Raw genomic sequence first — 25,311 nt, 5'->3', positions numbered from 1 at the left:
GGGTTCAAGAGAACGATAGTTGAGGCAACATGGTCGAACCAATACTAGAAATGCGTGGGATGCGCAAAACATTCCATGGCGTGACGGCGCTCAGCAATGTGAATCTCACAGTGCTGCCAGGTCAGATCCACGCCATCGTTGGAGAAAATGGCGCTGGCAAGTCCACGCTGATGAAGGTACTCAGCGGTGTCTACCCCTATGGTGAATACGAAGGCGAGATTTACTACCAAGGGCAGGAATGCAAGTTCAAGGGCATCCACGACAGCGAATCCGTGGGCATCATCATCATTCACCAGGAACTGGCCCTGGTGCCTCTGCTCTCGATTACCGAGAACATTTTTCTGGGCAATGAGCAGGCCAAGGCGGGCGTGATCGACTGGAACACCTCGTACGTCAAGACCCAAGCGCTTCTGCAAAAGGTCGGACTCAAAGAGTCCCCCAACACACTGATCACCAATCTCGGTGTGGGCAAACAGCAACTCATCGAGATTGCAAAGGCCTTGTCTAAAGAAGTCAAGCTGCTGATTCTGGACGAGCCTACAGCCAGTCTGAACGAGAAAGACAGCGATGCCTTGCTGGAACTGTTGCTGGAGCTCAAACGCCAGGGCATTGCCTGCATCCTGATTTCGCACAAGCTCAATGAAATTTCCAAGGTGGCCGACGCCATCACCGTATTGCGCGATGGCGCCAGTGTGGCCACGCTGGATTGCAGCGAAGGCCCGGCCAACGAGGACATCATCATCCGCAACATGGTGGGCCGTGAGATGGCCGATCGCTATCCGCGGCGTACTCCCAACATCGGCGAGAAGGTGTTCGAGGTCAAGAACTGGACCGTGCACCATGGTGAGCACGCGGATCGCCGTGTCATCAAGGGCGTGGACTTGCACGTCAAGCGCGGCGAGATCGTCGGCATCGCCGGTCTGATGGGCGCGGGCCGTACCGAGCTGGCCATGAGCATCTTCGGCCGCACTTATGGTCAGAACATCAGTGGCCAGGTGCTCTTGCATGGCAAAGAGGTGGATACCAGCACCGTGCAAAAAGCCATCAACCAAGGCATTGCCTACGTCACCGAAGACCGCAAGGGCTATGGCTTGGTGTTGGATGAAACCATTGCCTGGAACACCACCCTGGCCAACTTGCCGGCTGTGGCCAAACATTCGGTCGTGAACGAGGGGCGCGAGTTCGGTGTGGCCCAGGACTTCCGCAAGAAACTCAATATACGCAGCCCCAATGTGTTTGCCCGCACCGTCAACCTGTCGGGCGGCAACCAGCAGAAGGTGGTGCTCAGCAAATGGCTGTTCTCCGAACCTGAGGTGCTGATCCTCGATGAGCCCACGCGTGGCATTGATGTGGGCGCCAAGTACGAGATCTACACCATCATTGCCCAGCTGGCTGCCGAGGGCAAATGCGTGCTGATGATTTCCAGCGAAATGCCGGAGCTGCTGGGCATGTGTGACCGAATCTGTGTCCTCAACGAGGGTGCGTTCGTGGCGGAGTTTTCCGCCGCCGAAGCTACCCAGGAAAAAATTATGCGATCTATCGTGACATCAGGAGTGAATTGACATGGCAACCCCCAATACAGGCGCAACCCCGAAGACCACTGGCGGCGCGGCCTTCCTGAAAAACAACTTGCGCGAATATGGTTTGCTCATGGCCCTTGTGGTCATCATGGTGTTCTTCCAGGCCATGACCCATGGCACCCTGTTTCAACCCCTCAACCTGACCAACCTGATTCTGCAAAACAGCTACATCATCGTGATGGCGCTGGGCATGCTGCTGGTCATTGTGGCAGGCCACATTGATCTGTCTGTGGGCTCTGTCTGCGGGTTCATCGGTGCGGTAGCTGCCGTGCTGATGGTGAACTACAACTGGCACTATGTGCCTACCACCATTGTTTGCTTGGTGCTGGGAGGCGTCATTGGCGCTGCTCAAGGGTACTGGGTGGCCTTCTACAAGATTCCCTCGTTCATCGTCACCTTGGCCGGCATGCTGGTCTTCAAAGGCTTGGCGCTGGCGGTGCTGGAGGGCGCGTCTGTGGGCCCATTCCCGCCCGAATTCCAACTGCTGAGCACCGGCTTTATCCCCGACCCCTTCTCGGGAGAAAGCCTGCGCATCGCGTCCCTCGTGATCGGCTTGCTGATTGCACTGGCAATGCTGGTGGCCAAAGTGCGTGATCGTGCCGGCCGCAACCTGCATGGCATGGAAAACGAGCCCATGGCCCTTTTTGCCATCAAGAATTTGGTGTTTGTGGGCATGATCGTGGCCTTCAGCTACATGCTGTCCACTTACAAGGGATTGCCCAATGTGCTGGTGGTCATGCTGTTGCTGATGCTGGCCTACGACTTTGTGGCCTCCAAGACCACGATTGGTCGCCGCATCTACGCGCTCGGTGGCAATGAGAAAGCCGCACGTCTCTCGGGCATCCGCACCGAGCGACTAACCTTCTACACCTTCATCAACATGGGGGTGCTGGCCGCGCTGGCGGGTTTGATCTTTGCTGCACGACTGAACACCGCCACACCCAAAGCCGGTCTGGGCTTCGAGCTGGACGTGATTGCCGCTTGTTTCATCGGTGGCGCCTCCGCCTCTGGTGGTGTAGGCAAGGTGCTGGGCGCTGTGATTGGCGCTTTCATCATGGGCGTCATGAACAACGGCATGTCCATCATGGGCATTGGCATTGACTACCAGCAGGTTATCAAGGGCCTGGTGCTACTGGCCGCCGTCTGCTTCGACGTCTACAACAAGAACAAATAAGGATTCTCCATGTACTCCGCTACCAATGCCCGCTACAAGGGCGTGTTTCCGGTCGTCCCTACGACATTCACCGAGAGCGGTGACCTGGACTTGGAGAGCCAAAAACGCTGCGTTGACTTCATGATCGACGCCGGCTCGACCGGTCTGTGCATCCTTGCCAACTTCTCGGAACAGTTTGTCCTCTCCGACGCCGAACGCGAAACCTTGACCAAGACCATTCTGGAGCACGTCAAGGGCCGTGTGCCGGTGATCGTGACCACTACTCACTTCAGCACCCAGATCACCATCGCGCGCAGCCTGCAGGCGCAGCAGTGGGGTGCCGCCATGGTGATGGTGATGCCGCCCTACCACGGCGCCACCTTTCGCGTGCCAGACGCGCAGATTTACGAGTACTTCGCGCGGCTCTCGGATGCCATCAACATCCCCATCATGATTCAGGACGCGCCCGTCAGCGGCACGCCATTGTCGGTTCCGTTCCTCGTTCGCATGGCGCAAGAGATCAAGCAGGTGTCCTACTTCAAGATCGAGACGGCCGGTGCGGCGTCCAAACTGCGTGAACTCATTCGTGTGGGTGGTAACGCCATCGAAGGCCCTTGGGATGGCGAAGAAGCCATCACGCTGATGCCCGATCTGGACGCCGGCGCCACCGGCGCCATGACTGGCGGCGGCTTCCCGGACGGTATCCGCAAGATTGTGGATGCCTATGCGGCGGGTCGCCGTGAGGAGGCTGTAGCGCAGTACCAGCAATGGCTGCCTTTGATCAATTACGAGAACCGCCAGGGCGGCATCTTGACCGCCAAAGCCTTGATGAAAGAAGGAGGCGTCATTGCCTGCGAAGCGGGCCGCCACCCCTTCCCGCCCATGCACCCTGACACGCGGGCCGGTCTGATTGAAACCGCCAAGCGGCTAGACCCCCTGGTCCTGCGCTGGGGCAAGTAAGCCGAGGAACCCCGCATGTCCGACAACACCGTCTTCAAGCTCCTGGGCCGCCGCCTGCGACTGGCAGTTATTGGGGGTGGCCCGGGCTCCTTCATCGGCGCCATGCACCGCCAGGCCGCCCGCCTGGACGACCGCTATGAGCTGGTGGCTGCCGCGTTGTCGTCGGACCCCGAACGTTCTCGCATTACGGGCCAAGGCATTGGCGTGCCGCAAGACCGCTGCTACCCCAGTGGACAGGCGTTGATCGATGCCGAAGCCCAGCGCCCCGATGGTGCAGAGGTCGTTGCCATCATGACGCCCAATGACAGCCATTACCAGTTCGCCATGCAGGCGCTGGAACGCGGCATGGACGTGATCTGCGACAAACCCATGACCAACACGCTGGCAGAGGCCGAGGCACTGCATGCGCGCGTGCAGGCCACCGGCTTGGTGTTTTGCCTGACGCACAACTACACGGGCTACCCCATGGTGCGCCAAGCGAAAGCCATGGTGATGGGCGGCCAGCTGGGTGACATCCGCCTCGTGCAGGTCGAGTATGTCCAGGGCGGTCGCGCCAAGAGCGGCCCGGGCCGCAAGGCATGGAAGGAAGACCCCGCGCGCGGCGGTCCCTCGTTGGTGCTGGGAGACATTGGCACCCATGCGCACAATCTCTTGCGCTTTATCACAGGACTCGAAGTGGCCGAGGTCGCTGCCGAAGTTGGAAGCATCGTGCCCGACCGCATCACCCACGACTACGCAGGCGCCATGCTGCGTCTATCCAATGGCGCGCGCGGCAGCTTCTGGGTGACCCAAGCCGCAGCCGGTGTGGAAAACGGCCTGCGCATCCGCGTGAGCGGTTCATTGGGCAGCCTGGAATGGCACCAAGAGCATCCGCAAGTGCTGCAGTTCAAGCCGTTGGACGCTCCTGCCCAGGTGCGCACGCCCAATGGCCCCGGCACCTTGCCCCTGTCGGCGCGTGCCTCGCGCATTGTGGCGGGCCATCCCGAAGGTTTCCACGAAGCCTTTGCCAACCTGTACACCGACGCCGCCGACGCGATTGCCGCACGCCGCTCCGGTCAGGCTGCCGATCCGCTGTCCCTCCATTTTCCCAACGCCACGGATGGCCTGCAAGGCATCCGCTTTGTGGCTGCTGCCGTGGCCTCCAGTAACCAGCAAGGTGCCTGGACATCCCTTTAACTTTTGAACACCACCATGACCATCTCCCAACATAACAATCTGATCAACGGCGAATGGGTCGCCGGCACCAGCTACGCGCCCAACCTCAACCCCAGCAACCTGGGTGACGTGATCGGTGAATACGCCCAGGCCGATGTGGCCCAACTCAACGCTGCCGTGGCTGCTGCCCAAAAAGCCTTTCCTGCTTGGTCTACCAGCGGCATCCAGGCCCGCGCGGACGCGCTGGACAAAATCGGTTCTGAAATTCTGGCCCGCAAAGAAGAACTCGGCACGCTGTTGGCCCGTGAAGAGGGCAAGACCCGCGCCGAGGGTATTGGTGAAGCCGCACGCGCTGGCAACATCTTCAAGTTCTTCGCGGGTGAATGCCTGCGCTTGGCCGGTGAAACCGTGCCTTCCGTGCGCCCCGGCATCGGTGTCGAGGTAACCCGTGAGCCCTTGGGCGTCATCGGCCTCATCACGCCCTGGAACTTCCCAATTGCTATTCCCGCTTGGAAGATTGCTCCCGCGCTCGCCTATGGCAACTGTGTGGTGATCAAGCCAGCGGATCTGGTGCCCGGTTGCGCTTGGGCGCTGGCCGATATCATCCACCGCAGTGGTATTCCTGCCGGTGTGTTCAATCTGGTCATGGGCTCGGGCCGCGTGATCGGCGAGGCTTTGGTCAATCACCCTGGCATCACCGCCATCAGCTTCACGGGCTCGGTGGGTGTGGGCCAGCGCATTGCCGCCACCTGTGCCGGCCATATGAAGAAGGTGCAGCTGGAAATGGGCGGCAAGAACCCACAAGTTGTGCTGGACGATGCCGACCTGAATGTGGCCGTCGAACTCAGCGTGCAAAGCGCCTTCTACTCCACTGGCCAGCGCTGCACGGCGTCCAGCCGCCTCATCGTCACCGACAAGATCTACCCCGCTTTCATCGAAGCCATGCAAAAACGCATGGCCGCCATCAAGGTGGGAGATGCGCTCGAAGCTGGTATCGACATCGGCCCGGTTTCTTCGCAGGCACAGCTGGAGCAAGACTTGTCGTATGTGGAAATCGGCAAGGCCGAAGGCGCCACCTTGTTGGCTGGTGGCGAGCGTGTGGCACGCGCGACGGATGGCTTCTACATGGCCCCCGCTCTGCTGGTGGACAGCACTGCTGCCATGCGCATTAACCGCGAAGAAATTTTTGGCCCCGTGGCCAGCGTCATTCGCGTGAAGGACTATGAAGAGGCACTGTTCACTGCCAATGACACGCCATTTGGCCTGTCCGCAGGCATTGCTACCACATCGCTCAAGTACGCCACCCACTTCAAACGCCACAGCCAGGCCGGCATGGTGATGGTGAATTTGCCCACGGCAGGGGTCGATTACCATGTGCCATTTGGAGGCCGTAAGGGCTCCAGCTATGGCTCTCGCGAGCAAGGCAAATACGCAGCCGAATTCTTCACCACCGTGAAGACGGCTTACACCCTGGCATAAACCTCTTAGGGCCCACACCATGCGCACCATTCGACGAATCTTTCTTGGTACTGTCTTGTTGGTGTCCCTGCCGTGGGCCCAGGCGCAAAGCGACAGCAAGGGCGGTGTGGGCATCCTCATGCCCACTGTCACCTCGCAGCGCTGGGTGGTGGATGGACTGGCCATGGTGCGTGACCTGGACAAGCGAGGCTACCGCCCAGATCTCAAGTACGCAAACGACGACATCGCGACGCAAATTGCACAAACTGAGGAGATGGTCAAAAGCAGCGATATGAAGGTGCTGATCATTGGCGCCATTGATGGCACTAAGTTGGCACCCGTATTGCAAAAAGCGGCAGAGCGCAAGATCAAGGTCATTGCCTATGACCGCCTGATTCGTGACACGCCCAATGTTGACTACTACGCCACCTTCGACAACTTCCAGGTAGGTGTACTGCAGGGTACCGACATCATCCAGAAACTCGGATTGGATAAGGGCAAAGGGCCGTTCACCATTGAGCTGTTTGGCGGCTCAGCCGATGACAACAACGCCTTCTTTTTTTATGACGGCGCCATGTCCGTGCTCAAGCCCTATATCGACAAGGGCAAGCTCGTGGTGGGGTCGGGCCAGATGGGGATGGACAAGGTGTCCACGCTGCGCTGGAGTGGTTCGGTGGCGCGCGCGCGCCTGACACAGATACTTGACAAACACTACAGCAAACAGCGGCTCGATGCCCTGCTGTCCCCCTACGACGGCATCAGCATGGAGCTGATCACGGCCATGAAGAAGGCCAACTACGGCCAGGGCGGTCAGCCTCTGCCCGTGGTCACAGGCCAGGACGCCGAAATGCCGTCGGTACGCTCCATCATCCGGGGTGAGCAGACCTCCACCGTGTTCAAGGACAACCGCGAGTTGGCTCAGGTGGTGACCACCATGGTGGACGCCATCCTGTCGGGCAAAAAGCCCACCATCAATGACGAGAAGACCTACAACAACGGGCAAAAAGTGGTGCCATCGTTCCTGCTCAAACCCGTCATCGTGGATGTGACCAACTGGCGTGCCACACTGGTCACTTCGGGCTACTACAAGGCAGACCAGTTCCGTTAAACCGGTCTTGCTATTGCAGCTGTGGCGCGTAGCGTTTGTGGGTTTGCGAGGGCAGCTCGCCAAACATGGCCTGGTAGTCTTTGGCAAAGTGGCCAAAGTGCCAGAAGCCCAGGTCGGTGGCTGCATCAGTGACTGACGGCGCGGTTTTCAAGGCCTGTCGCACGGCACCCAGGCGGATGGCCCGCAAATACGCCAACGGGCTAATGCCCAGAATGCGCTGAAACGCGTTCTGCAGCGTGCGCCTGCTCACACCCAGATGGGTGCATAGCTCCCCTACTGTGGGGGGCTGTTGCAGATGGTTTTGCACCAAGCTGCGTGTTTGCTGTACCAGGTGCCAATGCACATCGTGGGGCGCTTCCGAGAGCGGCGCGGCAATATTCAGCGCCGTCACCTTTTCCACAAGCGTATCGACCATGCCCGCGCGCAGCGCCGGCAATTCAAACAGGGCGGGCGTTGTGTGCGCGGTCTCAAACAACATCAGCATGACCTGGCGCAGGTTGTCCAGTGCCAGCTGGTCTGTCGACAGCAGCCCTGACTCCTGGCCTGACAAGGCACCATTGCCCCAGGGGTAGAGGGTGTTGGCCAGCTCGGGTTCCAGTTCTATACCCATCATCACGTGGTCACTGCCGGTGCGGAATTCAAAGCCTGACCGTCCTGAGAACACGTGCAGTGCGTCACGGTGCGAGGGCGTTCCGCAAAACACACTGCTTCCATCGCAACGCAAGGGCACGCCCAGTGCCAATACACCGGACTGCAGGTAGCCGGTCTGGTAGACGGTGGACCCCAGTCCCTCCATGAACAGGCGCGCTGGCCCCAAGTCCACGCGCTGGATGGCGCCATGAAAGCCGCCGCCCGAGAGCTGCAGGTACGACTGGTTCCACCCGGTCAGCGCGGCTGCTTGCTCATCCACGTCTGAAAACACCGCATTGGCAAAGCCGTGGGGCACCGCTGCCGGGGGGCTTGCAGGTGCCGCAGTTGCCGAAATGGGATGTTGGGACATAAGCCAAAGATTTTGCAAAAAACATGCCACAGGTTTGCTAGGTGTTTACGCCAAGCCCCGGAGAGCATCGCCGGGGTGCCGAAATGGGATAGCCCCAAGCGGACCCGCTCCGCAGAATGAATGCACAAGTGAGAGACAACCCATACGGAGAGGCATCGATGGCATCACGCAAGCAAGCGCCCACCACAGTGCGCAAACCCTCGGCAGGCCCGAAAGAGCATGCCGCCGTAGCAGCACTGCGCCAGTCTGGTGCACCCAAGGTCAAGGTTGCGGTGACCGACATCGACGGGGTGCTTCGTGGCAAGTATTTGCACCGCGACAAGTTTCTGGGCGCTGCCGAGCCCTACCCCGCGGGTGGCTTCGGTTTCTGTGATGTGGTCCTTGGCTGGGACATGATGGACAACTGCTACGACAACACCACGGTGACGGGTTGGCAGCACGGCTTTCCGGATGCACTGGCGCGGTTGGACCTGAACACCGCACGCCACGTGCCCTGGGACGACGGTGTGCCATTCTTCCTGGGTGAGTTTGTGAATGCTGATGGCACGCCCCACCCGCTGTGCCCGCGCCAGACGCTGAAGAAAGTCCTGAAGCGCGCAGAGAAGATGGGGTTCCAGGTCATGACCGGCATGGAATTCGAGTGGTACAACTTTCTCGAAACTCCGCAAAGCTGGGCCGACAAAAAAGGTGTAGGTGCCACGCCGCTCACGCCTGGCATGTTCGGCTATTCACTGCTGCGCGCCAACCAGAATCGCGAATTCTTCAACGCCATCATGGATGACATGCTCGCGTTCAAGGTGCCCATCGAAGGCCTGCATACGGAGACGGGCCCCGGCGTGTTCGAGGCAGCCATTGGCTTTTCGGAAGCGCTGGAACAGGCCGACCGCGCCGTGTTGTTCAAGACCGGTGCCAAGGAAATTGGCGCGCGCTTCGGCATCATGCCCAGCTTCATGGCCAAGCCGCACCAGCCGCTGCCGGGCTGCAGCGGCCACATCCACCAAAGCCTGAGCGACGGCAAGAACAACCTGTTTTTTGACGCGAAAAGCCCGCGCAAGATGAGCAAGGTGTTCGAGAGTTACCTGGCCGGCCAGGTGAATTGCCTGATGGAATTTGGCGCGCTGATCTGGCCCACCATCAACAGCTACAAGCGCCTGGTGGATGGCTTCTGGGCCCCCGTCAAACCCACTTGGGGCATGGACAACCGCACGGCCAGCTTCCGCGTGATTGCAGGCAGCCCCAAGGCCACGCGCCTGGAGACACGCTGCCCTGGCGCCGATGTGAACCCCTACCTGGCCATGGCGGCGGTCATTGCGGCCGGCCTGGATGGCGTGGAAAAGGGCCTCAAGCTCACCGCCCCGCCCATCACCGGCACCAACCAGGGGGCCGACCATATCCCACGCGCGCCGCGCACGCTGATCGAGACCACGCGCAACTTCCAGCAGTCCGCGATTGCACGCGACTGGTTGGGCGACACCTTTGTCGACCACTTTGCCGCCACCCGCGAATGGGAGTGGCGCCAGTGGCTGGACGCCGTGACCGACTGGGAAATGAAACGCTACTTCGAAATCATCTGACACCCCACCATGAGCATTACCTCCTTCTCCTTCCCCACTCCCATCAAGTTCGGTGCCGGCGCACGCAAGCTGGTGGCGCAGCACCTGCGTGACCTCGGCCTCCAACGCCCTCTCATCGTCACCGACAAAGCCCTGGGCGCCCTCCCCGTGCTGGCCGAGTTCCAGACCCACCTGGCAGGGCTGGATGTGGCGGTGTTCTCCGGCGTGTTTGGCAATCCCACCTGCAGCCAGGTGATGGACGGTGCGGCTGCGTACAAAGCCCACAAGGCGGACTGCGTGATCGGCTTTGGCGGCGGTGCCGCACTCGATGTGGCCAAGGTCGTGGGCCTGGCCGCCACGCACGAGGGCGACATTCTGGAATACGTGTGGGACCACCCGCAGGTGCGCCCCATCGTCAACGAGCTACCCTACTTCGTGGCGCTGCCCACCACCTCGGGTACAGGCTCGGAAGTGGGCCGTTCCAGCGTGGTGAGCGAGAACGACACGCACCTGAAGCGCGTGGTCTTCAGCCCCAAGATTCTGGCCAAGACCGTGTTCGCCGACCCCGAGCTCACGTTGGGCCTACCGCCCCATGTGACCGCCGCCACGGGCATGGATGCACTCACGCACAACGTGGAGAGCTACCTCTCGCCCGCCTACCACCCGCTGTGCGATGGCATCGCGCTGGAGGGCACGCGCATTGCCGCAGCTGCGCTGGTCACGGCGGTGAAAGACCCGGCCAACTTGCAGGCCCGCTCCGACATGATGATGTCGTCCATGATGGGCGCCATCGCCTTCCAGAAAGACCTGGGCGCCGTGCACTCCTGCGCGCACGCGCTAGGCGCGGTGTGCGACCTGCACCACGGCCTGGCCAATGCGCTGATGATTGACACCGTGATGGCCTGGAACCTGGAGGCCGTGCCCGCCAAGTTCGACGAGCTGGCCCATGTGTGCGGCGTGCAGGGCGGTGGCAAGGCCTTTGTGGCCTGGCTGCAGGGCATCAAGGCCCTGGTGGGCATCACCGGAACACTGTCCAGCCACGGCGTGAAGCCCGAACACCTGCCACGCCTGGTGGAGGTGGCCACGGCGGACATCTGTCACCAGACCAACCCGCGCCCCTGCACGGCCGCTGACTTTGAGCGCCTGTTCAAGGCCGCCATGTGATGCACAGCGCCGGGGACCGCCTCAAGATTGCCGTGAGTGCATGCTTCATGCACCCGGACCCGGCGCGCGCGGCGTTTGGCAAGAAGACGCTGAACTACGTGGAGCTGTCGGTGCCGCACTGGCTCATGTCGGGCGGTGCGCTGCCGGTCATGGTGCCCTCCGTCACGGGCGACACTGCACCGGGCAACATCACGCTGGACGACTACGCCGCCTGGTTGGACGGCTTGGTGCTGCATGGTGGTGCCGACCTGTGGCCCGGCAGTTATGGAGAAGCACCGATCGACGCGCGCTGGCAGGGCGACAAGCTGCGCGATGCGTATGAGATGGCGCTGGTGGAGGCCTTTGTGGCCGCGGGCAAGCCCGTGTTTGGCATCTGTCGCGGACTGCAGCTCATCAACGCCACCTTTGGCGGCACGCTCGTACAAGACATTCCCACCCAGCGCCCCGATGCACTGCAGCACCGCGACGCGGAGCGCTACGACCAGAACTTCCACAGCCTGGAGTTGGTGCCAGAAACCCGCCTCAGCTCCCTGCTGCAGGGCGCGAGCAGCTACAAAATCAATAGCGTGCACCACCAGTGCATCAAGGACCTGGCGCCCGGTTTTGAAGTGGAAGCACGTTGCCCGGATGACGGCACCATCGAAGCTATACGCGCCACGGGCGCCGACTGGATTGCCGCGGTGCAGTGGCACCCCGAATTCCACAAACCCGAACACGGCACGCTGGACGACACGCCGCTGCTGCACGACTTTCTGGCCCAGGCGCACGCTGTGCGTGCGGCGGGCCAGCACACCCTTTTTCCTGACCTTTGAGCATGACCATGAGCCAACTCGCCATCCACAACCCGGCCAACGGCCACCTGATTACGACCTTGCCGGCAGACGACGCCGTCTCCGTCGAGGCCAAAGTGGCACTGGCCCGCCACGCCCAGCCCGCCTGGGCTGCCACCTCGCTGGCCGAGCGCAAGGCCTGCATCAGCGCGTTCCGCGCCGGGGTGGTGCACGACCTGGAATCGCTGGCCCTCACCATGACACGCGAGACCGGCAAGCCCATCAAGATGTCGCGCAACGAACTCAACGGTCTGCTGGGCCGCATTGACTTCTTCTTGGCCGAGGCCGATGCCACACTGGCCACCGAAACCGTGTATGCCGAAGGCGGCATGACAGAACAAATCCAGCACACCCCGCTGGGCGTGGTGGCCAATATTTCGGCCTGGAACTACCCCTGGTTTGTGGGCTGCAACGTCATCCTGCCCGCGCTGCTCACCGGCAACACCGTGGTCTACAAGCCCTCGGAATACGCCACGCTGACCGGACTTGAAATCACGCGCTTGTTGCACAAGGCCGGTGTGCCCGAGAACGTGATGATTTGCCTGGTGGGTGCGGGCGCAGTGGGTGCCGCGCTGCTGGAGCAGAAGGTGGATGGCGTGTTCTTTACGGGCTCGTACGCCACCGGTGCACGCATCGCGCAGGCTGTGGGCACCAAGCTGGTGAAGCTGCAGCTGGAGCTGGGCGGCAAGGACCCCACCTATGTGTGCGACGACGCCAATGTGCAAGTGGCCGCCGAGAGCCTGGCCGATGGTGCCATGTACAACACTGGCCAAAGCTGCTGCTCGGTGGAGCGTGTCTACGTGCACGAAAAAATTTATGACCAATTCGTGCAGGCCTTCGTCAACACGGTCAAGACCTTCAAGGCCGGTGATCCCGTGGCCGAGGACACCTACATCGGTCCACTGACCCGTGCACCCCAGCTCGAGGTGCTGGAAGCCCAGGTGGCTGATGCACAAGCCAAGGGCGCCACGCTGCTCACGGGCGGTGCACGCGGCACCGGCGAAGGCAACTGGTTCGAACCCACGGTGTTCTCCCATGTGAACCACAGCATGGAGCTGATGCGCGAAGAGAGCTTCGGTCCCATCATCGGTATTCAAAAAGTGGGCAGCGATGCCGAGGCCGTGAAGCTCATGAACGACACGCGCTACGGCCTGACTGCGGGGGTGTTCACCCCCAACGAGGCACGTGCCAAGGCAGTGCTGGAGCAGGTGCACGCCGGCACTGTGTACTGGAACTGCTGCGACCGCGTGAGCCCCCGCCTGCCCTGGAGCGGGCATGGTGACTCGGGGGTGGGTCTCACGCTTTCAACCTATGGCATTCAGACCTTCACGCGGCCCAAGGCATGGCATTTGCGTAAGGCGTAACCGATACAGCGAATTTGCGCGGCAGCACCAAATCGGGCTGCGCGCGAGGCCGCGGTATGCAAGTGGACTTTCACGACAGTTTTCAACGTAAAGGACAGACCAATGAGCACTCAAAGCGTTACGCGCGAGCCGCACGACGCGGATGCAATACTGCTGGAAAGCATGGGCTACAAGCAGGATCTGCACCGACGGATGAGCAAGTTTTCGAACTTTGCCGTTTCCTTCTCCATCATTTGTATCCTGGCCGGCGGCATCACCGCCTTCCCCAGCGCGCTGGGCGCGGGCGGTGGCTTGTCTATCAGCCTGGGCTGGATCGTGGGCGCTGCCTTTGCCACCGTGGTGGCCCTGGCCATGGCGCAAATTGCATCGGCCTATCCCACCGCGGGCGGGCTCTACCACTGGGGCTCTATCCTAGGCAACAAGGGCTATGGCTGGGTCACCGCCTGGTTCAACCTGCTGGGCCTGGTGCTCGTCGTGGCGTCGGTGAACTTCGGTGTGTACGACCCGTTCTTCAAGACGTTGATTGCGCCGCTACTGGGGTTGGACACGACCAACTGGGGCCTGACCGAGCAAGTGGGCTTCATCACCCTGATCACCGTCACCCAGGCCATCCTGAATCACAAGGCAGCAGCTTTGACAACCAAGCTGCTCGATATCTCGGGCTACCTGATCTTCGCGATCGCCACTATCCTGACTCTGTCGCTGTGGATCTTCAACAAGACTCCTATTGACTTGTCCCGCTTGACCACCTTCACCAACTTCACCGGTCAAGAGGGCAGCATGTGGCCCCAGTCCGGCAGCTCCGTGATGGTGTTCCTGGCCGGTCTGCTGCTCACCGTCTACACCATCACCGGTTTTGACGCTTCTGCCCACACCTCGGAAGAAACCCACAATGCTGCGGAAAACGTGCCCAAGGGCATCGTTTCCAGCGTGCTGTGGTCGGCACTGTTTGGCTTCGCCATGATCTGCACCTTCGTGCTGGTGATGCCCAGCATTCCCGAGGCCGTCAAGCAAGGCATGGGCTTTTTCTCCGCACTGCTGGACAGCTTGCCCCCCGCGCTGAAAGCCATTCTGGGTATCGGCATTTTTGTGGCTAACTACCTGTGCGCCTTGGCTTGCCTGATGTCCACCTCGCGCATGATGTATGCCTTCGCACGGGACGGCGGCCTGCCCCTGTCGAATGCGCTCAAGTCCATTGACCCCGTGAACAAGACCCCAGGCGTTGCTATCTGGGTGTCGTGCGTGGCCTCCGTCATCGCGACGCTGTACGCCGATGCGTTCGCCGTGCTGTCCACCGCTTGCGCTGTGTTCCTGTACATCTCGTATGTCATGCCCACCGCTGCCGGCATCTTGGCCGAAGGCAAGACCTGGACCCGCAAAGGCCCGTTCAACCTGGGTGGTCTGTCCAAGCCCATTGCCGTGCTTGCGGTGCTGGGCGGTCTGGTGCTGATCTTCGTGGGCATCCAGCCACCGAATGAAAAGGTGCTCTACCTGATCGTTGCGCTGGTGGTGTTTCTCGCCGTGTTCTGGTGGGGCTTTGGTGAGCGCAACCGCTTCAAGGGTCCGCCCGCTGTGAAGTAATTATTCGAGTTTGCTGTCGCCGGTGGAGCGCGTTGGGCCGCAAGGTTCAGCGCGCTTCATTCGTTTCAGGCTTGCGCAACAGTGTCAGCGCCAGAATGGCCGAGGCCACCATGAGGAACAGGCTTACGGCATTGAGCACCGGGGTGGCGCCCTCGCGCATGCGGCCGTACATCATCACCGTCAGGGGGGCGTCTGATCCCACCAGCATCAGCGTGGTGTTGAAGTTCTCAAACGACATGAGGAAGGAAATGGCAGCAGCACCAATGAGTGCCGGCTGCAGGTAAGGCAGCGTAATGGTGGTGAGCACCGCAAGGCGCGAAGCACCCAGGTTGTAGGCAGCCTCTTCCAGCGTGATGTCAAAGCGCTTGAGCCGTGCCGAAATGGTGAGCGTGGCAATGGAGGCAATGTAGGCAAACTGTCCCAGTACCACCAGGGGCAGGCCGGGCCGCAAAAACTCCAGCTCCAGGCCCCACAGGTCGTCCGCCAGGTTAGCCACGCGGCTGGCCAGCGCCAGGATGGAAATACCCAGAATCACGCCGGGAATCACCAGCGGCGCCAGCATCAGCATGCTCAGCGCCTGCTTGCCACGGAACTGCGTGCGCTCAATGAGAAAGGCGTTGGCCGTGCCCACCGCGACGGACAGCAACGTGACCCAGCAGGCCACCACCACGCTGGTCCACAGGCTACCCAACAGCGCCTTGTCGGCAAACAGGCCGCGGCGCGGACTGTCGGCGCCGCCCAAAAACCAGTCCAGCGTAAAGCCATTCCACGGCGGTGCGGGGTAGGGCGCGTTGTTGAACGCAAACACCGCCACCACAGCCAGTGGCAAAAACAAAAAGGCAAAGAACAGCACACCGTAGACCACGGTGCTGGCGCGCAGCCAGGCGGGGCGGGGGAGGGATGGGATCATGAGCGTTGCATCGCTTCACCAAACTTTTGGCCCGAGAGCTTGAGCCCCAGCCACACCAGCGCCGTGCTCAGCGCCAGTAACAGGAAACCAAATGCCGCGCCCTGCTCCCAGTTGAAGCGGGTGATGAACTGGGTGTAGATCTGCTCGGTGAACCACAGCGAGTTTTTGCCACCCAGCAGTGTGGGCGTGAGGTAGTTGCCCAGCGTGAGCATGAACACCACAATGCAGCCGGCCACCATGCCCGGTGCGGCGTGCGGAATGATGATGTGGCGCAGGATGGACCAGCCATTGCCACCCAGGTCATACGCGGCCTCAATCAGTGAATCGTCCAGGCTCTCCAGCGCGCTGATCAGCGGTATCACCATGAACAGCATGCTGGTGTAGACCAGGCCGACCAGAATGGTGGCGTCGTGGTACAGCATTTCCACCGGTGCGGGCGTGATGCCCAGCCACACCAGAATGCCTGGCAGCACACCCGATTCGCGCAGCAGAATCATCCAGCCCAGTGTGCGCACGGTTTCGCTCACCCAGAAGGGTATGAGGCACAGCACAAACAGCAGCGCCTTGGCACGGCCCCGCGCAATCTTGGCAATCGTCCAGGCAATCGGAAACGCCATCAGCAGCGTGATGCCCGTGGCAATGATGGACATCAGCGCCGTGCGCACAAAGGTGCGCCAGTACAGCGGCTCGTCAATGAAGGTCAGGTACTGCGCCAGGCTGGGCTCGTACACCTTGGGGGCCACGCGTGCGCGCAGCGACAGCACCGCCAGCTCCGCATGCGGCAGAACGATGAGCCCCAGCAGCCACAGCAGCGCGGGTGCCAGCAGCAGCATGCCCAGCAGCCGGGCCATGCTGCTGCGCGATGGGCCCTCAGCCTGCATGGGCCTGGGCCGGTGCGGCAAAGCACACGGCGCGCTGCGGGTCAAAACCAAACACCACATCCTCACCCGCCCGCAGGTCGGCAAACTGGCCGGTCTGCGGCAGGGCAATGCGGAACTCGGTGCCGCTGTGCTTCTCGCGCAGCAGCACCGCGGAGTTGGCACCGTCAAACAGCAGGCTGTCCACCACACCCGTGAAGTGCGGCATGCCGGTGGCGATGAACTCGGTGCCGCTACGCGCCAGCCGGGCCACCTCGGGGCGTACAAAGGCCTCTACGGCGTCGCCGGCCTTGATGTGCGCATGGCCGTGCGCAGCGCGAGCATGCAAGGCCAGCCCATCCGGCGTGGCCACTTGCACCACATCGCCCTGCACACTCACCGCCTTGCCTACCAAACGGTTGTTGGCACCCACAAAGCCCGCCACAAAGGGCGTCTGCGGCTCGTAGTACAGCGACTGGGGCGTACCCAACTGCTCAAAGCGGCCATGGTTCATTACCGCCACATGGTCGGACAGCACCAGCGCTTCGGACTGGTCGTGCGTGATGTAGACAAAGGTGGTGCCAAACGCAGCCTGCAGCTGCTTGAGCTCGATCTTCATGTGCTCGCGCAGCTTCAGGTCCAGCGCGCCCAGCGGCTCGTCCAGCAGCAGCAGTGTGGGCTCCAGCACCAGGCTGCGCGCAATGGCTACGCGCTGCTTTTGGCCGCCCGAGAGCTGGTCCACGCGCTTGGCCTGCGCGCCGGGCAGGCTTACGCGCTCCAGCATCTCGCCCACGCGCCGCTTGATTTCGTCGGCCGCCACACCGCGACGCGCCAGGCCGTAGCCCACGTTCTCTCCCACGGTCATCATGGGGAACAGCGCCAGGTGCTGGAACACCATGTTCACGGGCCGCTGGTTGGGCGGCACGCCGTTCATGGGTTTGCCGCCTATGCGGATCTCGCCCGCATCGGGCTGGATAAAGCCCGCCACCATGCGCAAGAGCGTGGTCTTGCCACAGCCGGACGGGCCCAGGATGGAGAAGAACGACCCGCGCTGCACGGTGAACGACAGGTCGTCCACCGCGGCAAACGCGCCGTAGCGTTTGGCAACGCCTACGGCTTCGAGGTCCGGCAGTGCGGTGCTCAACGCAGCCGCTTAGTTGGCAGCCTTGATACGGTCGAGCACGCGACCTTCGATTTCTTCAATGCCAGCGGGCACAGCGGGGTACCACTTGATGTTCTTCAGCGCAGCTTCGGGGAAGCTGGCGGCAAACTGGGCCTTGAGCTTGGCGTCCATCAGCTGGTCCGCACCCTTTGATGCGGTGAAGTTGCCAGCGGAGCCAGCCACCTTGGCTGCAATCTCGGGGCGCATGTTGAAGTTGATCCAGGCGTAGGCGGCCGCGTCGTTCTTGCCCTTGGCCGGAATCGCGAAGGTATCAATCCACCCCATGGCGCCAGCCTTGGGGGCCACAAACTGCACTTCAGCCTTTTCGTTGTTGAGCTTCCAGCCGCCTGTGTCCCACATCATGGCGCCCACGATTTCACCGGTGCGCATGCCGTTGAGCAACTGGTCCTTGTTGTCCCAGTAGAACTTCACGTTGGGCTTGCAGGCCGTCAGGGTCTTGCCCACTTCGTCCATCAGTGCGCCATAGGCTTTGGGGTCGTTGTACAGCGCAAACGGGTTTTTGCCGGAGGCAAAGGCAAAGGCCAGCAGGGTGGGGCGCTTCAGGCGGTAGGCCACCTTGCCTTTGAAGTCGGCCTTGCAGAGGTCGGTGTAGTCCCCCATGGCGGCCAGCTTGGTGTTCACCACCAGGCCGTCAGTGCCCCAGATGTGGGGCAGGCCATAGACCTTGCCATCCACCGTGGTGTTGACCTTGGTGGCGTCCAGCATGGAGGGGATGAACAGCTCGCTCTTGAGCTTGCTCAGGTCCAGCGGCTTGTAGATGCCGAATTCCTTTTGCGGACCGGCAATGCGGTCCTGCGACGGCTGGGCCAAGTCAAAGCCGGCGCCACCGGTGGCGCGCAGTTTGGAAATCATTTCTTCGTTGTTGGACAGGGTCAGCTCGACCTTGTAGCCAGACTCCTTCTCAAACTGCTCCACCACGGCGGCGGGCGCGTAGTCGGCCCAGGTCAGCAGACGCAATACTTTCTCTTGGGCGAAGGCCGTACCCGTGAGTCCCAGGGTAGCAACAACAGCAGCAATAGTGGCGCGTTTGAATGTCATGGAAAAGTCCTTGAGGTGGATTGAAGTTCCAGCCGAAATTGGCTGTGCGCTTCAAAGATTAAGACAGCAAGGTGACAGTTATAAGTCAACGCGTTGCCCCACACAAGGAGGTTTTCCTAAAGACTACGACGCGTGCGCACGGCCGCGGCCAGCTGCTCCAAAACGGGCACCGTCTGCACCATGCTGATGCAGGCATCGGTGACGGACACACCATGTTGCAGCGGCTTGCCGGGCACGATGTCCTGCCGGCCTTCATTCAAATGGCTCTCGATCATGATGCCGGTGATGCGCGTGTCGCCCGCTGTAATTTGCTGCGCCACATCGGCGGCCACCACGATCTGGCGCGCGTGCTGCTTGCTGCTGTTGGCGTGGCTCACGTCAATCATCACCTGCTCACGCAGGCCAGCCGCCTTCAGCAGCGCACACGCGGCATCCACATCGGCAGCCGAGTAGTTGGGCTGCTTGCCGCCGCGCAGGATCACGTGGCAGTCGTCATTACCGCGGGTTTCAAAAATCGCGGCCTGGCCCATCTTGGTCATGCCCATGAAAGCGTGGGCGCCGCGTGCGGCCTGGATGGCGTCGGTCGCCACCTTGATGCCGCCGTCCGTTCCGTTCTTGAAGCCCACGGGGCAGGAGAGGCCGCTGGCCAACTGGCGGTGGCTCTGGCTCTCGGTGGTGCGCGCGCCAATGGCACCCCAGCTCACCAGCTCGCTGATGAACTGCGGCGACAACAGGTCCAGAAACTCCGTGCCCGCGGGCAGGCCCAGCGCCAGCACATCCAGCAGCAGGCGGCGCGCCATCTCCAGGCCTTCGTTGATGGCAAAGCTGTCGTCCAGGTGCGGGTCGTTGATATAGCCCTTCCAGCCCACGGTGGTGCGCGGCTTCTCGAAGTACACGCGCATCACCACCAGCAGGTCGTCCTTCAGCGCATCCGCTTGCACCTTCAGTTGCCGCGCATATTCCATGGCCTGGTCATGGTCGTGGATAGAGCAGGGCCCCACGACGACGACGAGCCGGTCATCCTGCCCATGCAGCACCTTGGAGATGGCCGTGCGGCTGCTCTCCACCAGCGCCTGCGCCGCGTCGGGCACGGGCAGTTTTTCCTCCAGCAGCGCCGGCGTGATCAGCGGACGCACCGCCCCAATGCGCACATCGTCAATGCGCGTGGTGTCGTGGGTGGTGAGGGCGGCGGTTGTGGAGCTGGTCATACTATGAAATTGATAGCTGCTTGCGCAGATTGGACGGGGGCTAGAGGCCTAACAGACGACGATTTTAGGCCAAGGCCACGCCTGGCATACTGACCTCTCGTTTTTGAGGGAGCACCATGGCCAACGTAGCCACGCCACGCATCAACTGGACCCGGTCGCAAACGCTAGCGGCCTTGCATCTCTACTTGCAACTACCCTTTGGTCAGTTGCACCAGCGCAATTCGAAGATCAAGCAACTGGCGCTGTGGATAGGTCGTACACCCAGCTCTATCGCTTTGAAGCTGGTGAATCTCGCGAGCTTGGACCCTGTCATCGTTGCCAGTGGACGCAGCGGAATGGCCAACGCATCGAGTCAAGACAAAGCGATCTGGTCTGAACTACAGGCACATTGGGACACTGTTGCATTGGAAGCGGCAGCAGCCTATGGGCAACTCGCGTTGGGCTACGGTGTGCAAGCCGATGCAGATCTTCTCGAGGACATGCCTGCTCAGGAAGAAGGCAGGACACGCAGTGCCACCGTTCAAGTGCGGGTTAACCAGGCGCGCTTTCGTGCGGCAGTATTGGCCAGCTACAACAGCACCTGTTGCATCAGCGGGCTGCAGCACCACAAGCTCCTGATTGCCAGTCACATCGTTCCGTGGAGCGAGGACACCCACAATCGCCTCAATCCCCAGAATGGTTTGTGCTTGTCAGCGCTGCACGACCGGGCTTATGACCAAGGCCTGATCACGGTAATGCCGGACTACACCGTGCGCGTCGCACCCGCGGTGCAAGTCCAGACATCCGATCCGTTCATGGTGGAGAGCCTGTTGCGTTTTGATCGTCAGTCCATCCGTCTGCCTGAGCGCTTTGCCCCTGCACCCGCTTTTCTGGAATGGCACGCGCATCGGTTTGGCTTTTTGGGTTAGCAAGCGGCGTAAAAATCACTATGAATTCCATAGCTGCTAGCGCATATTTCACGGGGGCTAGCGCCCTATTTCGCTAAAAATCCTGTCTCCATGCGCACAAACGAACCCGAAAACTCCAACGACCTGCCCACCAGCCTCAAATGGGGCCCGCTGGGCATCGTCGCCGTCTGGCTGGCCATCATGGGCGTGCTGTACTTGCTGTCGGCGCAGTACCTCAAGCCCAAGCCGGTGGCGGTGCTGCCGGGCGGGGTGCTGGTGATTCCGATGGCGCCCGATGGGCACTTCTATGCCACGGGCACGGTCGGTGGCAAGCCGGCGCAGTTTCTGGTGGATACGGGCGCGTCCATGGTGACGGTGAGCGAAGCGTTTGCGCAGCAGGCCGGGTTGGCGGGTGGCTCGCCCACCGTGTTCAGAACGGCCAATGGAGACTTGCAGGGGCGGGTGCTGACTGATGTGCCGGTGTCTTTGGGCCCGGCGCAGGTCTCGGCAGTGCGCGTTGGCGTGGGGCTGGTGGGTGGAGAGCCCGATGAAGCCCTGCTGGGCCAGAGCTTTCTGAACCAGTTCGAGATCACGCTGGCCGACAAGCAGATGACGCTGAGGCCCAAAGCGCGCTAGCGCGCACCCACGCCCGGCGTTACACCAGCCCGTGCCGCTCCATCACCTCGCGCCACGCCGCCAGCTTGCGCTCAAACGTCCAGCTGGCGTTGGCCGGGCTGGTGCTGGGCAGCTTGTATACGGGCACACCGAGGGTTTGGGTGTGGCGCGCGTGCTTGTGGCTCTCGCCCCCGTTGTGGGCAATGGCCTGCAGCTGCGGTAGCCGCAGGCCGGCAATGTCGTTGACCACGGCGTTGCGGATGGCGGTGTCCAGGCTGCCTTCGCGCTCGCAACTGGCGTACACATCCCACACGCCCAGGCCGCGCTCCAGCAGCCAGGCGCTACGTTTTTCATAGCTGCTAGCGCATATTTCATGGGGGCTAGAGGGCCAAATGGCTTGCAATATCTTCCAGAACTGGTTTTGCGGGTGGGCGTAGTACTGCTGCGTCTGCAGCGAGCGCACGCCCGGGAAGCTGCCCAGAATCAGCACCCGTGTGGCGGGTGACACCATGGGCGCCAGCCCGACCTGCGGTGCGGCGTCCATGGCGCCTTATTTCTTGGCCAGCGCCTTGCGCGCTTGCTCGATGCCGCCCGCGTTCTCGGCCTTGCTGTAGCCCAGGTCTTTCAGCGTGGTGAGCGCCCGGCCACTCAGCACGCCCGACTGGCAGTACAGCTTGATGGTGTCGTCCTTGCCAATGCCGGCCTTGGCCACGCCCTGGGCGATGCTGCCAAGCTCGATGTTGATGGCGCCGTCGATATGGCCCGCCGCATATTCCTGCGGGGTGCGCACGTCCACGATGACGTCCTTGGCCTGGGCGGCCAGGCTGAGCAGGGCGAGCACGCAGCTTGCAAGCAGTGTTTTCATACGATTTCCTTTTTTCAAAATGCACCAACGGCAAACCGCCATTGTGGACAATTGCCAAAACCCCTGCCAACCGGAGCCCCGCGATGAACAAAAACCGACTTGAGGCCTTTAGCGACGGCGTGATCGCCATCATCATCACCATCATGGTGCTGGAGTTCAAGGTGCCGCATGGCCAGGAGCTGGCCGACCTGTTGCCGCTGTGGCCCGTCTTCCTGAGCTATGTGCTGAGCTTTGCCAACGTGGGCATCTACTGGAACAACCACCACCACATGCTGCACGCGGTGAAGCAGGTGAATGGGGCCATTCTGTGGTCCAACCTGAACCTGTTGTTTTGGCTGTCGCTGATGCCTTTTGCCACGGCCTGGATGGGGGAGAACCATTTTGGCGCGGTGCCGGTCGCGGTGTACGCGGTGGACCTGTTGATGTGCGCCATCAGCTACACGCTGCTGCAGGCACAGATCATCAAGTCGCAGGGGCCTGAGTCGCTGCTGCATGTGGCCGTGGGCAATGACCGCAAGGGCAAGATCTCGGTAGCCAGCTACGTGCTTTCCATCCCGCTAGCGCTGCTCGGCTACCCCTGGGTGTCCGGCATCCTGCTCGCCGTCGTGGCCTGCATCTGGTTCATTCCGGACCGGCGGATTGAGAAGAAGCTGGTGGGCGAGTGACGCGGGTTACTGCGGGATAAACCGCAGCCGGTAGATCAGCGCACTCTCCGCATTCATGCGCGGCAGGGGCAGGCCCACCGCGGCCAGCCAGGCGCCGTGCGCCGTGGGGGGCAGGCCTACGGCGGCCAGGGCTGCGTCGTTCAGCGGGCTGCTGGTCCAGTCGGGGGGCGTGGGGTCCAGGCGTTCGATGGTGTAGTGCGCGGCCGGGCGCAGCATGGGCAGGCGCAGTGGCGGTGTGTTGCGGTGGCTGGTGGGCGCCGTGCGGTAGACCAGCAGCAGCACTTCGCTGGCATTGGCATCGCCATGGGCTTGCCACAGCACGCCGTCGCCGGCCTCGCCGAGCCACACCTGGCCGGTGTGCAGGCGGTTGCGCAGCTGTTTGTACAGGCCGACCCAACGGCTCAGTGCCATGCGTTCGGTGTCGCTCATGTGGCGCACATCGGCCTCAATGCCGAGGTGGCCGCTGAGCGCTACACCAGCGCGGAAGTTCAGGCTCTGGCTGCGGCCCGTGGTGTGCGCAGGTGCGGGGCCAATGTGGGCACCCAGAATCTCGGGTGGCAAAAACTGCAGCGCGCCGCGCTGGATGGTCACGCGCGATAGCGCATCGTTGCAGTCGCTGGTCCACACGCGGTGGGTGTGGGCCAGTACGCCCATGTCGAGCCGGGCACCGCCGGAGGCACAGCTTTCAATCTCCAGCTGCGGGTGGGCGGCGCGCACGCGGTCCAGCAGCGCATACAGCGCGTGCACAAAGCTGCGGTAGGCGGGCCGGCCCAGTGCGTTGCCGGCCGTGGTGAGGTCGCGGTTCATGTCCCATTTCAGGTAGGCAATGGGCACGTTCTGCAGCAGGGTGTCGAGCTTGGTGAACAGGTAGTCGGCCACCTCGGGGCGGGCCACGTCCAGCACCAGCTGGTTGCGCATGGTGAGCAGCGGGCGGCCTTCGAGCTGCAGCGCCCAGTCGGGGTGGGCGCGGAAGAGCTGGCTGTCGGGGTTCACCATCTCGGGCTCCACCCACAGGCCAAACTCCATGCCGAGTTCGTTCACATAGTTGGCGAGTGGCTGCAGGCCATGCGGGTATTTGCCGGCATCGGGCCACCAGTCACCCAGGGCGGCCTGGTCGCTGTGGCGGCCCTGGAACCAGCCGTCGTCAAGCACAAAGCGCTCCACGCCTACGCTGGCCGCCGCTGCAGCCAGCGCGCGAATGTCGTCGGTGCGGTGGTCGAAGTAGACCGCCTCCCAGGTGTTCAGGTGCACGGGGCGCGGGCGCATGCGGCCGCCGGGCCAGGGCAAACGGCTGCGCACCGTGGCGTGGAAGTTGGCCGCCAGGCCGTTCAGGCCCGTGGTGGCGCAGCTGGCGAACAGCGTGGGCGTTTGCAGCGACTCACCAGGGGCCAAGCGCACTTCGCCCGGTGCCAGCCACTCGCCCATTTGCCATTGGTACTGCCCATCGTGCAGCCACTCGATAGCCTGGCGGTGGTTGCCCGACCAGGCCAGGTGCGCGCCATACACGGTGCCGGTGTGTTGCGTGCTGCCCGGCGTGGTGACCACGGCGCCCGGAAAACTGTCGTGCGAGGTGCGGCCGCGCCGGTTCTCGCGCTGCCACAGGCTGCGCGAGAGCGCGTCTTCCTGCAGTTGAAATTCGTTGGCCCACTGGCCCGTGTAGGAGCGCACGCCTTGCGCATCACCCGGCAGCGGTACGGTGCCTGCGGCCAGCCACTGCACGTCCAGCACATCACTGCCGTCGTTGAAAAACTCGCTGTGCAATTGCAGCACATCGTGCGCGTCCAGCGCCATATGCAACACCAGGCGCAGCTGCGCCACGCTGTCAGTCAGATGGATGGCAATGCGTTGGCTAGTCTCCAGCGCCTCGATGCGGCAGGCGGTGAACTGTTGTGCAAACTGCTGCCCACCACGGTGCGCCAGCAGCGCGCTCTGCATGTACCAACCCACGCCAAAGGTGGGCGCCACGGTCAGCGGCTGGTCAAACTCCATGCTGCTGGGCGGGATGGCGCGGCCATCGCGCAGCGGGGCCAGCGGCACGCAGTTATCCGGCAGGCGCGGGCCCCAGTAGCGCCACAGCGGGGCCTCCTGCGGGCGCGTTTCCAGCACTACGCTGGTATGGGTGCCGTGCAGGGTGATGAAGTCGGCAAAGGCCTCGGGCGCGTGGGTGGGCATGGGGC

At 62.2% G+C, this 25,311-nt stretch carries 23 protein-coding genes; 14 read left to right on the top strand and 9 right to left on the bottom strand.

Going from position 1 to position 25,311, the window contains the following annotated elements:
* The first annotated feature begins 29 nt into the window (after positions 1 to 29).
* From mmsA to chvE, 6 genes are read left to right on the top strand one after another with little or no spacing between them, the layout of a single operon-like run.
* Positions 30 to 1,562, top strand: coding sequence for a multiple monosaccharide ABC transporter ATP-binding protein (gene mmsA / locus AC07OE_RS16110; RefSeq protein ID WP_495071587.1), 1,533 nt, complete (start codon positions 30 to 32; stop codon positions 1,560 to 1,562).
* Position 1,563: 1 nt separating this feature from the next.
* Positions 1,564 to 2,754, top strand: a complete 1,191-nt coding sequence (gene mmsB / locus AC07OE_RS16105) for a multiple monosaccharide ABC transporter permease (protein WP_495071586.1) — start codon at positions 1,564 to 1,566, stop codon at positions 2,752 to 2,754.
* A 9-nt stretch (positions 2,755 to 2,763) separates the two neighbouring features.
* Positions 2,764 to 3,693, top strand: a complete 930-nt coding sequence (locus AC07OE_RS16100) for a dihydrodipicolinate synthase family protein (protein WP_495071585.1) — start codon at positions 2,764 to 2,766, stop codon at positions 3,691 to 3,693.
* A gap of 15 nt (positions 3,694 to 3,708) precedes the next feature.
* On the top strand, positions 3,709 to 4,869 hold the full coding sequence (locus tag AC07OE_RS16095) for a Gfo/Idh/MocA family protein (protein WP_495071584.1): 1,161 nt from the start codon (positions 3,709 to 3,711) through the stop codon (positions 4,867 to 4,869).
* Positions 4,870 to 4,884: 15 nt separating this feature from the next.
* Positions 4,885 to 6,327, top strand: coding sequence for an aldehyde dehydrogenase family protein (locus tag AC07OE_RS16090; protein WP_495071583.1), 1,443 nt, complete (start codon positions 4,885 to 4,887; stop codon positions 6,325 to 6,327).
* Positions 6,328 to 6,346: 19 nt separating this feature from the next.
* Entirely contained in the window at positions 6,347 to 7,414 is a 1,068-nt protein-coding gene (chvE, locus tag AC07OE_RS16085) for a multiple monosaccharide ABC transporter substrate-binding protein (RefSeq protein WP_495071582.1), read from the top strand.
* 10 nt (positions 7,415 to 7,424) lie between these two features.
* On the opposite strand, the gene AC07OE_RS16080 is transcribed toward chvE, so the two are convergent.
* A complete protein-coding gene (locus AC07OE_RS16080) occupies positions 7,425 to 8,414 on the bottom strand; it encodes a helix-turn-helix domain-containing protein (protein ID WP_495071581.1) in 990 nt (329 codons plus the stop codon).
* 158 nt (positions 8,415 to 8,572) lie between these two features.
* Between AC07OE_RS16080 and AC07OE_RS16075 the strand changes: the two genes are divergently transcribed.
* The 5 genes from AC07OE_RS16075 (at position 8,573) to AC07OE_RS16055 (ending at position 14,906) form a co-directional block, all read left to right on the top strand.
* Positions 8,573 to 9,988 carry a glutamine synthetase family protein gene (locus tag AC07OE_RS16075; RefSeq protein WP_495071580.1) on the top strand — a complete coding sequence of 472 codons (1,416 nt, stop codon included), beginning with the start codon at positions 8,573 to 8,575 and terminating at the stop codon, positions 9,986 to 9,988.
* A gap of 9 nt (positions 9,989 to 9,997) precedes the next feature.
* On the top strand, positions 9,998 to 11,131 hold the full coding sequence (locus tag AC07OE_RS16070; protein ID WP_495071579.1) for an iron-containing alcohol dehydrogenase: 1,134 nt from the start codon (positions 9,998 to 10,000) through the stop codon (positions 11,129 to 11,131).
* The gene (locus tag AC07OE_RS16065) at positions 11,131 to 11,943 is read left to right on the top strand and encodes a gamma-glutamyl-gamma-aminobutyrate hydrolase family protein (protein ID WP_495071578.1); all 813 of its coding nucleotides are present in this window, start codon (positions 11,131 to 11,133) and stop codon (positions 11,941 to 11,943) included. The genes AC07OE_RS16070 and AC07OE_RS16065 overlap by 1 nt, the downstream gene beginning before the upstream one ends.
* A gap of 8 nt (positions 11,944 to 11,951) precedes the next feature.
* On the top strand, positions 11,952 to 13,325 hold the full coding sequence (locus AC07OE_RS16060; RefSeq protein ID WP_495071577.1) for an aldehyde dehydrogenase family protein: 1,374 nt from the start codon (positions 11,952 to 11,954) through the stop codon (positions 13,323 to 13,325).
* Positions 13,326 to 13,427: 102 nt separating this feature from the next.
* On the top strand, positions 13,428 to 14,906 hold the full coding sequence (locus AC07OE_RS16055) for an amino acid permease (protein WP_495071576.1): 1,479 nt from the start codon (positions 13,428 to 13,430) through the stop codon (positions 14,904 to 14,906).
* Between the two features lie 46 nt (positions 14,907 to 14,952).
* Here AC07OE_RS16055 and AC07OE_RS16050 read toward each other — a convergent pair whose 3' ends face one another.
* The 5 genes from AC07OE_RS16050 to AC07OE_RS16030 all read right to left on the bottom strand — a co-directional run bounded on the left by AC07OE_RS16050 (position 14,953) and on the right by AC07OE_RS16030 (position 20,102).
* Complete coding sequence (locus AC07OE_RS16050) at positions 14,953 to 15,816, bottom strand: ABC transporter permease (RefSeq protein ID WP_495071575.1); 864 nt, start codon at positions 15,814 to 15,816, stop codon at positions 14,953 to 14,955.
* On the bottom strand, positions 15,813 to 16,697 hold the full coding sequence (locus AC07OE_RS16045) for an ABC transporter permease (protein ID WP_495071574.1): 885 nt from the start codon (positions 16,695 to 16,697) through the stop codon (positions 15,813 to 15,815). The genes AC07OE_RS16050 and AC07OE_RS16045 overlap by 4 nt, the downstream gene beginning before the upstream one ends.
* Positions 16,687 to 17,817, bottom strand: coding sequence for an ABC transporter ATP-binding protein (locus tag AC07OE_RS16040; RefSeq protein WP_495071573.1), 1,131 nt, complete (start codon positions 17,815 to 17,817; stop codon positions 16,687 to 16,689). Before AC07OE_RS16040 ends, AC07OE_RS16045 begins: the two co-directional genes overlap by 11 nt.
* 9 nt (positions 17,818 to 17,826) lie before the next feature.
* Positions 17,827 to 18,894 (bottom strand): extracellular solute-binding protein, encoded by a 1,068-nt coding sequence (locus AC07OE_RS16035; protein WP_495071572.1) that lies wholly within the window; start codon positions 18,892 to 18,894, stop codon positions 17,827 to 17,829.
* 116 nt (positions 18,895 to 19,010) lie between these two features.
* Complete coding sequence (locus tag AC07OE_RS16030; RefSeq protein WP_495071571.1) at positions 19,011 to 20,102, bottom strand: 3-deoxy-7-phosphoheptulonate synthase; 1,092 nt, start codon at positions 20,100 to 20,102, stop codon at positions 19,011 to 19,013.
* Between the two features lie 116 nt (positions 20,103 to 20,218).
* Between AC07OE_RS16030 and AC07OE_RS16025 the strand changes: the two genes are divergently transcribed.
* Together AC07OE_RS16025 and AC07OE_RS16020 are read left to right on the top strand one after the other, a co-directional pair.
* Entirely contained in the window at positions 20,219 to 21,010 is a 792-nt protein-coding gene (locus AC07OE_RS16025; RefSeq protein WP_495071570.1) for an HNH endonuclease, read from the top strand.
* Between the two features lie 90 nt (positions 21,011 to 21,100).
* Entirely contained in the window at positions 21,101 to 21,625 is a 525-nt protein-coding gene (locus AC07OE_RS16020; protein WP_495071569.1) for a retropepsin-like aspartic protease family protein, read from the top strand.
* Between the two features lie 19 nt (positions 21,626 to 21,644).
* Here the strand turns inward: AC07OE_RS16020 and AC07OE_RS16015 are convergent, their stop codons facing one another.
* Complete coding sequence (locus AC07OE_RS16015; RefSeq protein WP_495071568.1) at positions 21,645 to 22,148, bottom strand: DNA-deoxyinosine glycosylase; 504 nt, start codon at positions 22,146 to 22,148, stop codon at positions 21,645 to 21,647.
* A 6-nt stretch (positions 22,149 to 22,154) separates the two neighbouring features.
* On the bottom strand, positions 22,155 to 22,469 hold the full coding sequence (locus AC07OE_RS16010; protein ID WP_495071567.1) for a rhodanese-like domain-containing protein: 315 nt from the start codon (positions 22,467 to 22,469) through the stop codon (positions 22,155 to 22,157).
* Positions 22,470 to 22,552: 83 nt separating this feature from the next.
* On the opposite strand from AC07OE_RS16010, the gene AC07OE_RS16005 reads away from it, so the two are divergent.
* A complete protein-coding gene (locus tag AC07OE_RS16005; RefSeq protein ID WP_495071566.1) occupies positions 22,553 to 23,134 on the top strand; it encodes a TMEM175 family protein in 582 nt (193 codons plus the stop codon).
* A 6-nt stretch (positions 23,135 to 23,140) separates the two neighbouring features.
* On the opposite strand, the gene AC07OE_RS16000 is transcribed toward AC07OE_RS16005, so the two are convergent.
* Entirely contained in the window at positions 23,141 to 25,306 is a 2,166-nt protein-coding gene (locus AC07OE_RS16000) for an alpha-galactosidase (RefSeq protein ID WP_495071565.1), read from the bottom strand.
* Between the last annotated feature and the right edge of the window lie 5 nt (positions 25,307 to 25,311).

Source organism: Rhodoferax sp. GW821-FHT09E07 (genome assembly GCF_059416145.1).
This window is presented reverse-complemented; position numbering and strand designations above follow the sequence as displayed.